The organism is Flavobacterium aquaticum (genome assembly GCF_003259835.1).
GTDB classification, from domain to species: domain Bacteria; phylum Bacteroidota; class Bacteroidia; order Flavobacteriales; family Flavobacteriaceae; genus Flavobacterium; species Flavobacterium aquaticum.
Genome location: NZ_QLMI01000002.1, coordinates 424,307 through 439,641, shown reverse-complemented (window position 1 = coordinate 439,641; position 15,335 = coordinate 424,307). Strand labels below are relative to the sequence as shown.

12 protein-coding genes and 2 tRNA genes are annotated in these 15,335 nt (G+C 34.0%); 9 read left to right on the top strand and 5 right to left on the bottom strand.

Features of this window, described 5'->3' with window-relative positions:
* The first annotated feature begins 61 nt into the window (after nt 1-61).
* The 3 genes from B0I03_RS04870 (at nt 62) to B0I03_RS04860 (ending at nt 3,495) form a co-directional block, all read left to right on the top strand.
* Nucleotides 62-135: transfer RNA gene (locus tag B0I03_RS04870), tRNA-Asn, on the top strand.
* Nucleotides 136-171: 36 nt separating this feature from the next.
* Nucleotides 172-245: transfer RNA gene (locus B0I03_RS04865), tRNA-Asn, on the top strand.
* 199 nt (nt 246-444) lie between these two features.
* Nucleotides 445-3,495, top strand: a complete 3,051-nt coding sequence (locus tag B0I03_RS04860; RefSeq protein WP_111566325.1) for a choice-of-anchor I family protein — start codon at nt 445-447, stop codon at nt 3,493-3,495.
* A gap of 49 nt (nt 3,496-3,544) precedes the next feature.
* On the opposite strand, the gene B0I03_RS04855 is transcribed toward B0I03_RS04860, so the two are convergent.
* Entirely contained in the window at nt 3,545-4,138 is a 594-nt protein-coding gene (locus B0I03_RS04855; protein WP_111566324.1) for a 2OG-Fe(II) oxygenase, read from the bottom strand.
* A gap of 196 nt (nt 4,139-4,334) precedes the next feature.
* Between B0I03_RS04855 and B0I03_RS04850 the strand changes: the two genes are divergently transcribed.
* The 4 genes from B0I03_RS04850 to B0I03_RS04835 all read left to right on the top strand — a co-directional run bounded on the left by B0I03_RS04850 (nt 4,335) and on the right by B0I03_RS04835 (nt 7,310).
* Nucleotides 4,335-5,624: an NAD-dependent succinate-semialdehyde dehydrogenase gene (locus tag B0I03_RS04850; protein WP_111566323.1), complete on the top strand. Its 1,290-nt coding sequence runs from the start codon at nt 4,335-4,337 to the stop codon at nt 5,622-5,624.
* A 1-nt stretch (nt 5,625) separates the two neighbouring features.
* A complete protein-coding gene (locus B0I03_RS04845) occupies nt 5,626-6,126 on the top strand; it encodes a nuclear transport factor 2 family protein (protein ID WP_111566322.1) in 501 nt (166 codons plus the stop codon).
* Between the two features lie 146 nt (nt 6,127-6,272).
* Nucleotides 6,273-6,710 carry a hypothetical protein gene (locus tag B0I03_RS04840; protein WP_146603256.1) on the top strand — a complete coding sequence of 146 codons (438 nt, stop codon included), beginning with the start codon at nt 6,273-6,275 and terminating at the stop codon, nt 6,708-6,710.
* A gap of 18 nt (nt 6,711-6,728) precedes the next feature.
* Entirely contained in the window at nt 6,729-7,310 is a 582-nt protein-coding gene (locus B0I03_RS04835; protein WP_111566320.1) for a globin family protein, read from the top strand.
* A 50-nt stretch (nt 7,311-7,360) separates the two neighbouring features.
* Here B0I03_RS04835 and B0I03_RS04830 read toward each other — a convergent pair whose 3' ends face one another.
* Nucleotides 7,361-8,317 carry an NAD-dependent epimerase/dehydratase family protein gene (locus tag B0I03_RS04830; protein WP_111566319.1) on the bottom strand — a complete coding sequence of 319 codons (957 nt, stop codon included), beginning with the start codon at nt 8,315-8,317 and terminating at the stop codon, nt 7,361-7,363.
* A 221-nt stretch (nt 8,318-8,538) separates the two neighbouring features.
* On the opposite strand from B0I03_RS04830, the gene B0I03_RS04825 reads away from it, so the two are divergent.
* Complete coding sequence (locus B0I03_RS04825) at nt 8,539-9,141, top strand: hypothetical protein (protein ID WP_111566318.1); 603 nt, start codon at nt 8,539-8,541, stop codon at nt 9,139-9,141.
* Between the two features lie 98 nt (nt 9,142-9,239).
* Nucleotides 9,240-12,503, top strand: coding sequence for a transcription-repair coupling factor (gene mfd / locus B0I03_RS04820; RefSeq protein ID WP_394338061.1), 3,264 nt, complete (start codon nt 9,240-9,242; stop codon nt 12,501-12,503).
* Here the strand turns inward: mfd and B0I03_RS04815 are convergent, their stop codons facing one another.
* The 3 genes from B0I03_RS04815 to radA all read right to left on the bottom strand — a co-directional run bounded on the left by B0I03_RS04815 (nt 12,504) and on the right by radA (nt 15,330).
* Nucleotides 12,504-13,211, bottom strand: a complete 708-nt coding sequence (locus B0I03_RS04815; protein WP_111566316.1) for a hypothetical protein — start codon at nt 13,209-13,211, stop codon at nt 12,504-12,506.
* Nucleotides 13,212-13,280: 69 nt separating this feature from the next.
* Complete coding sequence (locus tag B0I03_RS04810; RefSeq protein WP_111566315.1) at nt 13,281-13,607, bottom strand: hypothetical protein; 327 nt, start codon at nt 13,605-13,607, stop codon at nt 13,281-13,283.
* Between the two features lie 361 nt (nt 13,608-13,968).
* Complete coding sequence (gene radA, locus B0I03_RS04800; RefSeq protein ID WP_111566313.1) at nt 13,969-15,330, bottom strand: DNA repair protein RadA; 1,362 nt, start codon at nt 15,328-15,330, stop codon at nt 13,969-13,971.
* Nucleotides 15,331-15,335 lie beyond the last annotated feature (5 nt).

The following is a 15,335-nucleotide window of genomic DNA, read 5'->3' as shown; positions in this document are numbered from 1 at the left end:
AAATAATTTGCGATAACAAAAAATCAGTTTATATTTGCACTCGCTTAAAAGATATACAACTTCCTCCTTAGCTCAGTTGGTTAGAGCATCTGACTGTTAATCAGAGGGTCCTTGGTTCGAGCCCAAGAGGGGGAGCAAACTTTTAAGCACAATATAAACCTTTGAGGTGATTCCTCCTTAGCTCAGTTGGTTAGAGCATCTGACTGTTAATCAGAGGGTCCTTGGTTCGAGCCCAAGAGGGGGAGCAAAAAGAGCAATACTAAAGTGTTGCTCTTTTTTTATATTATCAAAATGAAATCGAATCTTTTCCATAATATTATTAAAATATTATCGCTTAACCTTTAGAAAATAATAGATAGTAGTAATTTAATACTTTCTTATTTTTTAATTCACTTCCTTATAACTTTTGAAATTCAATTTTGTGCAACATTAATCAACACAAAAATGAATAAAAATTACACAGTAAAAAGGAAAAGCAACATCTTGTCGCTTTTTTTGGTATTGTTTGTTTCTACTACTTACGCACAAACATTAGTACATTATTGGAACTTTAATAATAGTTCATCAATTGCGACAATTACAGCGCCAAGTCAAACGCTTGGTGGCGCAAGTTTGATTGCTATTCCAGGAGGAATTAGTGTAATTGATTTTGCCAATGGAACAGGACAAAATTTTAATGTTTTAAATTTAAACGCAAGAAACAGCGATGCTTCAGGAACGCATTTGCGATTTAACGATCCTATTGGTGGCGCTTTAGAATTTACATTGCCGACTACTGGTTATGAAAACTGTATTGTAAAATTTGCAACTCGTCGTTCAGGTTCTGGTGCAGGAACTCAAGTTTGGTCCTATTCTATTGATGGAACAAATTATCTTCCTTTTACTAATGTCATTCCAAATAATGGAGATCCAGCATTAGCGACTTTAGATTTTTCAGGAATTGACGCTACCGATAACAATCCAAATTTTAAATTGAAAGTGGAATTTCAACAAGGTACAGGTGGAACTGTTGGGAATAATCGATTTGATAACTTTACTTTAGAAGGTACAACTTTTGGAGGTGCTGATGTTATTGCGCCTTTAGCAACTTTATTTCCTTTAAATAACGCTACAAATGTGGCAACGAATGTAGTTCCAACCATTTCTTTTAATGAAGCTATTCGATTAGCAGATAATAGTGTAATCGATAATAATAATGTTGACGATGTGGTTGAATTACGTTTGAATAATGCAACTGGAGCAATCGTTCCATTTGATGCTACGATTTTAGGAAATGTAATTTCTATAACGCCACTTGCCAATTTAACAGTTAATCAAACGTATTATGTTGCTCTATTAGCAAATACAGTTGAAGATTTAAATGATAACGGAATTACAACTACACAATCTGGAATTTTCACAACAGCAAATCCTAGTATTTCTTTTGCTTCAAATTTCATTACAGTAAACGAAAATCAAGGAATGTTATCATTGGTATTAAATGTTGCAAACCCAGCAACTAGTTTGGTAGATTTAGTAGTAAAATCGGCACCATTTAGTACCGCAGATAATGCTGATTTTACATTATCATCGCAAACTATTTTCATAACAGAATCTACACCAGCAACTCAAACTATTAATATTCCAATTATTGATGACAGTTTAGAAGAACAGCATTCAGAATATTTCGTGTTAAGTTTAGAAAGCGCATCTGGAATTTCAATTTCTGGAACTCCAACCACTACTATTTATATCGTTGATAATGATAGTCAGGCTCCAATTCCAAGCAATCAAATCGAATTGAATTACATCGGAAGTTTTGATCCTTCAGGAGCTAATACTAGTACTTGCGAAATCGTAGTACATGATGCTGCATCGCAACGTTTGTTTACTACGAGTGCAGTAGCAGGATATTTAGATATTATCGATTTTTCAAATCCAACCAATCTTTCAGTAATCAATTCTGTAAATATTAACCCTTACGGAGGAGTTACAAGCGTTGCAGTTAAAAACGGAATTGTTGCAGTGGCTTCACCAAATGCTGATGAAACATTAAATGGTTCGGTTGTGTTTTTCGATACGAATGGAACATTTTTAAATCAAGTAACTGTAGGAGCGCTTCCAGATATGATTACTTTTTCTCCAGACGGAACAAAAGTTATGACTGCCAATGAAGGACAACCAAATACAGATTATTCCATTGACCCAGAAGGTTCGGTAAGTATTATTGATATTTCTGGAGGAATTGCAACTTTATCGCAATCAAATGTGACAACGTTATTATTTACGACTTATAATGCTCAAGAAGCTACATTAATTGCTTCTGGAGTTAGAAAATTAAAATCAACAAGTACTTTATCTCAAGATTTTGAGCCAGAATATATCACGATAAGTGCTGATTCTCAAAAAGCTTGGGTAACCTTACAAGAAAATAATGCAATTGCCGAAATTAATTTAACAAACAATACCATTTCAGACATTTGGGCATTAGGAATAAAAGACATCAGTTTACCAGGTAATGGATTTGATGTTTCAGATAATAACGGACAGGTTTTAATTGCGAATTGGCCTATTCAAGCGTATTATATTCCTGATGCAGTGGCAAGTTATAGCGTGGGCGGAACAACATTTTTAGTTACTGCAAACGAAGGTGACGAAAAAGAATATGGTGCTTTTACAGAAAGAGTTGCCGTTAGTTCAGGAGCTTATAGCTTAGATGCTGCAATATTTCCAAATGCTACCGTTTTAAAACAAAATCACAATTTAGGAAGATTTAGAGCAACAAATCTTAACGGAAATACAGATGCAGATGCACAATTTGAAACCATTCATTGTGTAGGAACTCGTTCGTTTTCTATTTTCAATACAACTACAAAACAGATAGTTTTTGACAGTGGCGATGATTTTGAAAGATATACAGCAACAAATTTGCCAACACTTTTTAACGCAGATCACGAAGATAACACTCCTAAAGGAAGAAGTCGTGCAAAAGGTCCAGAGCCAGAAGGTGTAACAATTGCTCAAATAGCAACCGAAACTTTTGCTTTCGTTTCTTTAGAACGAGTGGGTGGTGTTATGGTTTATAATATTACCAATCCGAATAATCCAGTTTTTGTAGATTATAAAAATTCAAGAAGTACTTCAGCTTATTCAGGAGATCACGGTCCAGAAGGAATTACTTACATTGCTCCAGCAAATAGTGCAACAGGTAAAGGTTATATTTTAGTGGCAAACGAAATCAGCGGAACCATTACTATTTACGAAGTGGATGAAAATACATTGTCAAATCCTGATTTAAATGCAGAACCAAAAACTTTCGTGATTTTCCCAAATCCAGCATCAAATTCAGAATTAGTATTTTTCAACAGAGTGGCAGATATTGAATTGTATGATGTAACAGGAAAATTAATCCTTTCAGAAAAAGAAGCATTAAGTATTAATACATCAAAATTACAAACAGGAGTTTATCTAGTTAAAACTTCAGAAGGAATTACAAAAAAGTTGGTTGTTAAATAGTTTTGTTTTTTCATCGAAAAAGCCAGTTGAAAAACTGGCTTTTTTTATTTTAATCTCGTCTCAACCAACCTGTAACACTCAATCTAGGTTTGTGACTTTCTAATACCTCATGAACCAATTCATTGCTTTTAAAAAACACCGTTTTTCTGTTGGTTGGAGCTATTTTTTGAGTTACATCACCATCATAAATACACAATTCGCCACCATCTTTTGGTTGCCAATTTTCATTCAAATACGTAATCATAGAAAATTGTCGACTCGAATTATCTTGAAACTGATCTAAATGTTTTCGGTAAAAACTGCCTTTATCAAACAACGCAAAATGAAATTCATAACCCGTAATTCCAGTATAACAACTGCGGTTCAAATACGACACAAAAGCATCTACTTGATCTAAAAATGCATTTTCATGTTCGTTATTGTTCGCTCTGTCTAACCAATAAATCGCATCGCTTCGTATTGCCGAATTCTGAGTTAGTTTCGCGGCATTTCCTATTCCAGCGGCTTTTAGTAAATTTTGTTCTTTCAATTCAAACAATCTCTTTACCAAATGTTGCGCTAATTCTTCCGATACAAAATGTTCCACAATGCCCACTTTCGAATCCAAATAACTCGAAATTAAGGTTTCAAAACAATCTTCCATTTTATTTATGTTGTAAAATACCATACAAAGATATCATTTCCTTTCTTAATTTGGGCGTTCCCACAAGGGTCGGGCTTTCCGTTACAATCTTTGTTTATAAAATTTGGCAATTTTACAAACAAAGGATTTCCACTGCAATCCCTAACGCGAACCTCGTTTTCAATTAAAATTAGTATTTTTACAAAAACCTTTCAGCATGCAAAATCTTTTAAAAATTTCAGAAAACACACAGCATTCTTGGTGTAATTTAAGTATTCAAAATCGAATTTCTTTTTTGCCTCAATTAGCTCAATTACTTTTAGAAAACAAAGAGGAATACGCAACTTGCATCACTACTGAAATGCATAAACCCATTTTACAAGCCATTGCTGAGGTTGAAAAATGTGCTCTTTTATGCAATTACTATTTTGAAAATGCTGAAACCTTTTTAGCCACAAAAAACATAAAAACCGATGCTTCAGAAAGTTTTATTACCTACGAACCTTTAGGAGTTATTTTAGGCGTAATGCCATGGAATTTTCCATTTTGGCAAGTATTCCGATTTGCTGTTCCAACACTAATTGCAGGAAATACAGTTGTAGTAAAACACGCAAGCAATGTTCCTAAATCAGCCCAATTAATTCAAGAAATATTTGAACAAGCAGGTTTTCCAAAAGGTTGTTATCAAGACTTACCTATTCCAAGTAGCCAAGTAGCAAATATCATTGCAAATCCAATTATTAAAGCCGTTTCTTTAACAGGAAGCGAACAAGCCGGAATCGCAGTAGCTACTGAAGCCGGAAAACACTTAAAAAAATGTGTTTTAGAATTAGGCGGAAGCAATGCTTTTATAATTTTAGAAGACTCCAATCTCGAAAAAGCAGTAGCAACAGCTGTTAATGCGCGAATGCAAAATGCTGGTCAAAGTTGTATCGCAGCGAAACGATTTTTAGTTCATGAAAAGATTGCAGAAGAGTTTGTAGCAAAATTCAAAGTTGCGATTCAAAACTTAAAAACTGGAAATCCGTTAGATAAAGAAACGCAAATTGGTTCGTTAGCTCGAGTTGATTTAGCCGAAGAATTAGAAGTTCAAGTTCAAAAATCCATTCAAATGGGAGCTAAGCTAATTGTTGGCGGAAATAGAAAGGAAGCTTTTTATGAACCTACAATTTTAACAAAAGTAACAATAGAAATGCCAGTTTTCAATGAAGAAACTTTCGGACCTGTGGCCGCCATCAAAACTTTCAAAACCCTTGAAGAAGCCATCGAATTAAGTAACCAATCAGAATTTGGTTTAGGGGTTTCAATCTTTACGCAAGACATTGATTTCATCAAAACCAAGATATCTGCTTTTAATGAAGGAGCCGTTTTTATCAACGAAATGGTAAAATCCGACCCAAGATTACCTTTTGGTGGCATCAAAAAGTCAGGCTACGGAAGAGAATTAGCCGAAGACGGAATTAAAGAATTTGTGAATGTGAAAACAGTTGTAATTAACACTTTTTAATATGAAAAAACTAATCATCCTACTCCTAACAACTCTAGTTTTCTCCTGCAAACCCTGCGAGGAAAAGCTTCAATCCGAAAAACAAAACATTACCACTATTTTAGATAATTGGCATAAAGCGGCAGCAGTTGCAAATTATGAAGCGTATTTTGGAGCGATGTCAGAGGAATCGATTTTCATTGGAACTGATGCTACTGAAAACTGGAATAAAAAGCAATTTCAAGCGTTTGCAAAACCTTATTTTGATAAAGGAAAAGCATGGAACTTTAAAGCAATCGAACGCAATATCTATTTTAGCGAAAACGGAAAAATTGTTTGGTTTGATGAATTATTAAATACGCAAATGAAAATTTGTCGTGGTTCCGGTGTTTTGACTCAAGAAAACGGACAATGGAAAATCAAACATTATGTGCTTTCGATGACGGTTCCAAATGATAATGTGGACGAAGTTGTGAAAATAAAATCAATAATTGAAGACAAAATTCTTTCCGAAAAGAAATAAAACAAACATAAATAATAGTTAATCCCAAGATATTTCGTCTTGGGATTTTTTATGTCTAAATGTTAAAAATTTAATTTTTTTTCTGTTTGTGAAAACCAAGGTGATTTAGTTCTCGTAAATACATCTAAACAAAAATCTCAAAAAAAATGAAAATTAGTAAAAAACTTAAAATTGCAGTAGGGAGTATTTTCATGATTTTCTTCCTTCTATTTTTGATTTTAGTAGTTCACATCGCAACTGCGAAACCGCTAGAAGTGGATAATGCTTCATTACAAATTAGTCGAATTGACTTCAAAGAACCTATAGATTCGCTCAAAGCGAAAGAAATTCATCGAAATTTAAAATCCATTCCAGGAGTAAAAACCGATAGATTAAATAAAGAAACAGGCGTATTAGTTTACTTTCATGACATCAAGGTTGCAGATTCAAAAACCATTTATAATAAGCTTATGGCGATGGGAAATTACAAAGCAGAACGTTTTGTGCTTCCAAAAGAATTAGAAAACAAAAAGGCTTGTCCAGTAATGACTGAGGATAGTTTCAGTTATAAATTTTCAAGAGGAATCCAACGAATTTTTAATTAATTTCTAAATACTATTACTATGAAAAATTTTTCAAAACTAGCCTTATTGGCATTATTTATTGCTTCGGGAGCGTTTGTTACTTCGTGTAATGACGATGATGATCAAGCACCAGAACCAACATCTTTGTATGCAAAATTAGGAGGAACAACAATGGTTGCTGATCCTAACAATCCAGGTCAAATGATCGAACAAGGACGTTTAAGTTATCGTTCTGTAGTGGATTCAACTATTACTTTAATTGTTTCTGACATTGTTGTGGGAGCAGAAGGTAACTTAGGGCAACATTTTGCACCAGTAATTTCAGAAGCGTTAAGTGGAAATACTACTAACGTAGCAATTTTGAGTGATAATTTAACCGATTTCTTTTCGGCAAATACAGGTGGTGGTGCTACAAATACCTATACAGGTTTAAATATGGTGGCAGCACACGATCCAGCTCAAAATCCACGTATGGGTAAAAAATCTAATGATGCCGAATACGATAAATTTATAGGATATGTAGGTGCAGCAGCAGGTTTAAACGGAGTTACTGACCCTGTTTTGATCGGTGAAGTTGTTGCGGTATTAGAATCATTGAGAGCTCCTATCGTTCAGGAGTAAGTTTGTTTTTTGTTTTAATGGAAAACGTCCCGATATTTCGGGACGTTTTTTTATTTATTATAAATGTGTTCTTTTAAATTTTTGAACATATCTACGGTCATATTTTCTAAATTGAAATCGTTTTTCCAACCCCAATCTTCTCTTGCCGAAGTATCGTTAATACTTGCTGGCCAACTATCTGCAATTTTCTGACGGAAATCAGGTTCGTAGCTCAATTCGAAATTTGGATAGTGTTTTTTAATTTCTTCACCAATTTGTTTCGGAGTAAAACTCATAGCAGCTAAATTATAAGACGAACGAATTTTAATTTGTTCCGCTGGAGCTTGCATAATTCCGATAGTTGCTTTAATTGCATCGTCCATATACATCATAGGTAATTCTGAATTTTCAGATAAGAAACTCGTAAATTTACCATCGGTAATCGCTTTGTGATAAATATCTACTGCGTAATCGGTAGTTCCTCCACCAGCTTCAGTACTCCAACTAATTAAGCCAGGATAACGAATACTTCTTACATCTACACCATATTGTTTGTGATAATATTCACACCATCTTTCACCCGTTTGTTTCGAAATTCCGTAAACTGTTGATGGTTCCATCACGGTATATTGAGGTGTGTTTTGTCTTGGAGTTGTAGGTCCAAAAACAGCTATACTCGAAGGCCAAAATATCTTTTTAATTTTTCCTGCTTTAGCTAAATTCAAAACATGGAATAACGAATTCATATTCAAATCCCAAGCAAAAGCCGGATTTTTCTCAGCTGTAGCCGAAAGTAAAGCCGCCATTAAATACACATCGGTAATTTGATATTTTTCTAGCAAATGCTCAATTTGGTTATAATCAAGAGCGTTTACTACTTCAAAAATTCCGTTATTAACTACATCATTTTCTAATTTTCTAATATCGGATGCAATAACGTTATTAACTCCGTAGGTAGCTCTAAGTTTTGCAGTAAGCTCGGTACCAATTTGTCCACAGGCACCAATAATTAAAATTTTCGTATCCATTTTGTTGTGTAAATGAGGTAACAAATATACTATTTTGCCTTTATTTTGCTGTTGGATTTTTGTGATATTTTTACAAATTTCGACCTAAATTTAAATATTTAATAAATTAACATCTTGTAAATGGTTTTTCTTAATTGATTAACAAATTTGGTGTTAAGATAGTATTATAAAAAATACAGCATTCGGCAAACATTTGTACCTTTGCTTTTTAATTTATCCGAATGAAAGTTTTCTTGTATAGTTTATCGCTTTTAGTTTTGACTTTAATTTCCTGTGAAAGTGAAAATCAACAATTAGAAGCCCAAAAAGTAGCTCAAAAAAACGAAGCTGTTTTTAAGAACATTTCGAAAATGTGGCAGTTTAATTTTCCAACACCACGACCTGAAGTTGCAACTACTTTAGATCGTTGGAATGAATGGCGTCAATTTGAAATCGAGATGCTTCAAAAACCGCAATCTACATTGTCTGCTTTTCAAATGAAGACAAAGAATTTGTCAAAAAAAGCAGACACTTTGGCTTTGACTGTTCCTTTCGAATATAACAAACCTCAGATTTTAAGTAGAATTACAACCTTGAATACTAAGTTAAAATCGCTTGAAACTTTCATGAATTTAAGAGTAATTCCAGAACAACGAATTGCTAAATTAATTCCAGAGATTAACGAAGAAATCAAAGGTTTATACAAACAATGGGATGAAATCATCATCAAAAAGGCGATTCCAAAGGAAATTGGAGAAGAATTGATGTTGCAAGCTTTGGATACCACAAGAAATGCGAATCCAGACGAAATGCGAAAGAAAATGGAAATTTCAGATAAAAAATAAAGTAAGTTTTGAGCAAATCCGACATTATATCCATTTACGATAAGTCACCAAAGATTGCCGTTTTAGAAAGTACATTCGCAGCGCGCCAAAAGTCTCAAATGACTGGTTTGGTCGGCTCGTCGTTGTCTTTTGTGGCACATTCACTGTTTAAAAAATCCGAACTTCCTTTCCTGATTTTATTCAGTAATAAAGAAGAAGCGGCGTATTATTTAAATGATTTGGAGCAATTAATTAATGCCGAAGACGTACTTTTTTACCCAAGTTCGTACCGAAGACCCTATCAAATTGAAGAAACCGATAACGCTAATGTTTTGTTACGTGCTGAGGTTTTAAACCGAATCAATTCGCGTAAAAAACCTGCGATTATTGTTTCCTATGCCGAAGCCATTTTTGAAAAAGTCGTTACTCGAAAAGAATTAGAGAAAAATACGTTGAAATTGTCGGTTGGAGATAATTTGTCAATAGATTTTATCAACGAAACTTTATTCGAATACAATTTCAAACGCGTTGATTTTGTTACCGAACCAGGTGAATTTTCTGTTCGTGGTGGAATCATCGACGTGTTTTCGTTTTCCAATGATAATCCGTACCGAATTGAATTTTTCGGCAACGAAGTAGATAGCATCCGAAGTTTTGATGTGGAAACCCAATTATCAGTTGAAAAGCTTAAAAAGATTTCGATTATCCCCAATGTCGAGAATAAATTGTTGCAAGAAAACCGCGAAAGTTTCTTAGATTATATCAACGAAAAAACGGTTTTAGTGATTCAAAACACCGAATTATTAGGGCAACAATTGGATAAATTATTCGATAAAGCCAATGAAGCTTTCGAGAAATTATCCAAAGACATTCAACACGCAAAACCAGAAGAATTATTCTTAGATCAAAAGCAGTTTTTGAAAAGAGCTCTTGATTTTTCAGTAATTGAATTGCACAATCAAGCGGTTTTTAAAATTGATAAAAAAGTCGAATTTCACTTTCAGCCGCAACCTTCGTTCAATAAACAATTCGATTTGTTGTTAAATAATTTGAGCGAGAATCATTTCAACGGTTACAAAAATTATCTGTGTTGTTCTAATGAAAATCAGGCGAGTCGTTTTCATGATATTTTTGAAGATATTGATGAAGCCAATCATGAAAGCATTCGCAAACAATACAAAACCATGGTGTTGCCTTTGTTTGAAGGTTTCATCGATGAAGAAAATCAAATAGCGTGTTACACCGATCATCAAATTTTTGAGCGATATCATAAGTTTTCTATCAAAAATGGTTATTCGAAAAAGCAAACTATTACGTTAAAAGAATTGACTTCTTTATCGGTGGGCGATTATGTAACGCACATCGATCACGGAATAGGAAAGTTTGGTGGCTTGCAAAAAATTCAGGTCGAAGGCAAAACGCAAGAAGCCATAAAATTGGTCTATGCCGATAACGATATTGTGTATGTGAGCATTCATTCGCTACATAAAATCTCAAAATATAACGGAAAAGATGGAACGCCTCCAAAGATTTACAAATTAGGAAGCAACGCTTGGAAAGCCTTAAAACAAAAGACAAAAGCACGTGTAAAACACATTGCGTTCAACTTAATTCAGTTGTATGCGAAGCGAAGATTAGACAAAGGTTTTCAGTTTGCACCCGATAGTTATTTGCAAAAAGAATTAGAAAGTTCGTTCATTTACGAAGATACACCCGACCAAATTACCGCAACAGCCGATGTAAAAGCGGATATGGAAAACGAACGTCCAATGGACCGATTAGTCTGTGGTGATGTTGGTTTCGGAAAAACAGAAGTTGCGATTCGTGCTGCTTTTAAAGCGGTGGATAATGGAAAACAAGTTGCAGTTTTAGTTCCAACAACTATTTTAGCCTATCAGCATTACCGAACATTTTCGGAACGTTTGAAAGATATGCCAGTTACCGTGAGTTATTTGAACCGATTTAGAACTGCTAAACAAAAATCGGAAACACTTCAAAAACTGCAAGAAGGAAAAGTCGATATTTTGATTGGAACACATCAATTGGTGAATAAAAATGTCGTGTTTAAAGATTTAGGTTTGTTGATTATCGACGAAGAACAAAAGTTCGGTGTCAACGTAAAAGACAAATTGAAGACAATTGCTACGAATGTCGATACTTTAACATTGACCGCTACTCCGATTCCGAGAACGTTGCAGTTTTCGTTGATGGCGGCTCGTGATTTATCGGTAATTACAACGCCTCCGCCAAATCGTTATCCGATTGAAACGCAAGTTATTCGTTTTAATGAAGAAGTCATTCGCGATGCGGTTTCGTACGAAATTCAGCGTGGTGGACAAGTCTATTTCATCAATAACCGAATTGAAAACATCAAAGAAGTTGCCGGTATGATTCAACGCTTGGTGCCAGGAGCAAAAGTAGGCATCGGTCACGGTCAAATGGATGGAAAAAAATTAGAAGAATTGATGTTAGCTTTCATGGAAGGTGAATTTGACGTTTTGGTTGCTACTACGATTATCGAAAGCGGTTTAGATGTACCAAATGCGAATACGATTTTCATCAATAATGCCAATAATTTCGGTTTGTCTGATTTGCACCAAATGCGTGGTCGTGTGGGAAGAAGTAATAAAAAAGCGTTTTGTTATTTCATTACACCACCGTATTCGATGATGACAGGTGAAGCACAAAAGCGTATCACCGCTTTAGAGCAATTTAGCGAATTAGGAAGCGGTTTCAACATTGCGATGAAAGATTTGGAAATTCGTGGTGCGGGTGATTTATTAGGCGGAGAACAAAGTGGTTTTATCAACGAAATTGGTTTTGATACCTACCAAAAAATCATGAACGAAGCCATTGACGAGTTGAAAGAAAACGAATTCAAAGACTTGTACCAAGAAGAAAACGACATCGAAACCAAAGAATTTGTCAAAGACATTCAAATTGATACCGATTTCGAATTGCTGTTCCCAGATGAATACATTAACAACATCACAGAACGTTTGAATTTATACAACGAGTTGAGCCAAATTAAAGACGAAGCCACGTTACAACAATTTGAACAAAAACTAATTGACCGCTTTGGCGCGTTACCAAAACCAGCGATTGCGTTACTAAATAGCGTTCGCATCAAATGGAAAGCCACCGCTATGGGAATTGAACGTTTGATGATGAAACAAGGTAAAATGATAGGTTATTTCATTGGCGACCAACAAAGTGATTTTTACCAAAGTAACCGTTTTATGAAAGTGCTACAATTTGCCCAACGCAACGGCAATGTGTGTAAAATAAAAGAAAAAGAAACCAAAAACGGCTTACGTTTATTACTGTCTTTTGATAATGTTAAGTCGGTAAATAAGGCGCTGGAGTTGTTGGAGGGGATTTAATCAATTATTTTTGATTTTCTTAATTGAATTTCCGATTTCGTAAAATAAATATGAATATTTGGTATAGTCTACTTTTTCACAAGAACCACAGAAAGTAGTTATGTTTTTATTGTCTTTCATCCAAAAAATTATGTAAATAAGTTCAATGTTATTATGTGTGTATGAATATTTCATTTGAAATGATTCTTCTTTTGAAAGGGGATTTTTTTTAAGTTCTAATATTTTAACATCCTTGTAATTATTAATTATTTGGTTTTTGAAATCATTAACATGTTTTTCAAGACTTGATGAAGTTTGTTCTTCAGAAGTTACTATAATATTTGGGCAATACGATTCGGTTTCACATTTTTTTACAGATGTTAAAAGTGTATTAGGGTTTTCAAAATTTAGATTTGTTTCCCAATTTTCAGGTAATGGTATGATGGAATTAATTTTTTTTATAATTACACCTTTGTAGTTATAATCATTAACATCTAATACATATTGTAGAGTATCTTCATTGAATTTTTTCACATCAACTAATTTTTTATTGTTGTAAAATTTCCAAACGCCATGTTTTTTTTGATCTTTTAGATTGCCTTCAACAGAAATATTTCCTTCTTTATCATACTCAATATGTTTATTTGATTTTATATTTTGGGTTTCATTTTTTTGGCTACAAGCAGTTAATGATATTTGAAGGAAGATGATTAGTAATATTTCTTTCATTTAATTCGGATTTATTTCTTTGTTACAAATTTAAAATTATTTATTCATAATATTTTCATCTGCTTAAGTTTAACTTCTAAACAAATCAATCATATCCCGTTCTTCTTTTAATTTCTTCAACTTTTTCTTGTCTTGAATTGTGAAAGTTAATAGCATGATGGCACAAAGTACAATATAAGAAAGTGCTACAACAGTATAACATAATGGATAATTGTAATCGAAATAAAAGATTAAATTTTTAGAATTTTTAGCAGTGTATTCTGGAGCAATTAATGTAACTAAAACACCAATTACAATTATCCTAAGCCAATATTTTTTATAATAATTGGGACGGTTTTCTAATTCTTGAATTTGGTAATCAAGACTTTTTAACCTTCGTTCTTTTAAATCACTCATAACTCAATCTCGCGTGGTGTTTTCTATCGGCTTCAAGAAAATTGACACATCAACAACTAAACTATTTTTTTGGAATAAAATCGATTAATATCATTATTGCTATTACAACAAATCCAAACCAATAAAACCCTTTTGCAAACTTTATAATTGCAGTTTTGTTTTCGAGATAGAATTTAATGGGTTGTTTATCCAAATTTTTTGCATTGTATTTTTTATGAAATTCTTCTGGACGATTCAATACAAATTCAACAATATATTTATTCCAAAAGAACACAACTAAGAAAATAAATAAAATAGTCAAAAATTTAGTTAAGAATACCATTACGTTTAATTTTTAAAATTTTAAGTTATAAAAGAGAACTTACCCAAACAACTCACTCACCACATCTTCAATCTTCGCTACTAAAACAATTTTGATTCCAGTGTTTTTCAACGAAATTTTATTGTGTTTGGAAACAAAAATGGTGGTAAAGCCTAATTTTTCTGCTTCTTGAATGCGTTGTTCAATGCGGTTAACGGGTCTAATTTCGCCTGAAAGTCCCACTTCTCCTGCAAAGCAAAAGCCTTCTGCAATAGCAATGTCTTCGTTCGAGGATAAAATGGCAGCCACAACCGCTAAATCAATCGCCGTGTCTTCTACTGAAATTCCACCTGTTACGTTTAGGAAAACGTCTTTTGTTCCTAATCGAAATCCTGCGCGTTTTTCTAAAACTGCTAAAATCATGTTCAAGCGTTTGGCGTTGTAACCTGTCGTGCTGCGTTGCGGTGTTCCATAAACCGCGGTGCTAACTAATGCTTGAATCTCTATCATCAATGGACGCATACCTTCTAAAGTAGTAGCAATGGCTGTTCCTGAAAGTTGTTCGTCTTTATGCGAAATCAAAATTTCAGATGGATTATCCACTTCGCGTAAACCTGAGCCTTGCATTTCGTAAATACCTAATTCGGCAGTAGAACCAAAACGGTTTTTTAACGAACGTAAAATTCTGTACACGTGATTTCTGTCGCCTTCAAATTGTAAAACAGTATCGACCATGTGTTCCAAAATCTTCGGTCCAGCGATGGTTCCGTCTTTGGTGATATGTCCAATTAAAAGTACCGGTGTATTGGTTTCTTTGGCAAATTTTATCAACTCGGCTGTGCATTCTCTAATCTGAGAAATACTTCCTGCCGACGATTCAATATAATCGGTATGTAAAGTTTGAATCGAATCGATAATCATAATATCAGGTTCAATCTCTAAAATTTGACGGAAGATATTTTGGGTTTTGGTTTCGGTTAAAATGTAGCAATTATCGCCGTTAGAAGTAATACGTTCGGCACGCATTTTAATCTGTTTTTGGCTTTCTTCACCCGAAACATAAAGGGTTTTATAAGGTAATTTTAAAGCAATTTGCAACAGTAACGTACTTTTTCCAATTCCTGGCTCGCCACCTAACAAAGTTAGTGAACCTGGAACCAATCCGCCACCCAAAACCCGATTCAACTCGTTATCTGTTGTGTTCAATCGGATTTCTTGTGCGGTATCTATTTCTTTAATTAGTAAAGGTTTAGTTGCGGCTTTTGAAGTAGCACTAGTGGTTTTCCAAGCTACTTTTTCTTCTTTTTGAACCAATTCTTCTACAATGGTATTCCATTCTTTACAAGCGTTACATTGTCCTTGCCATTTTGAATATTGGGTGCCACAATTTTGGCAAAAGAAAGCCGTTTTTACTTTACTCATTTTGT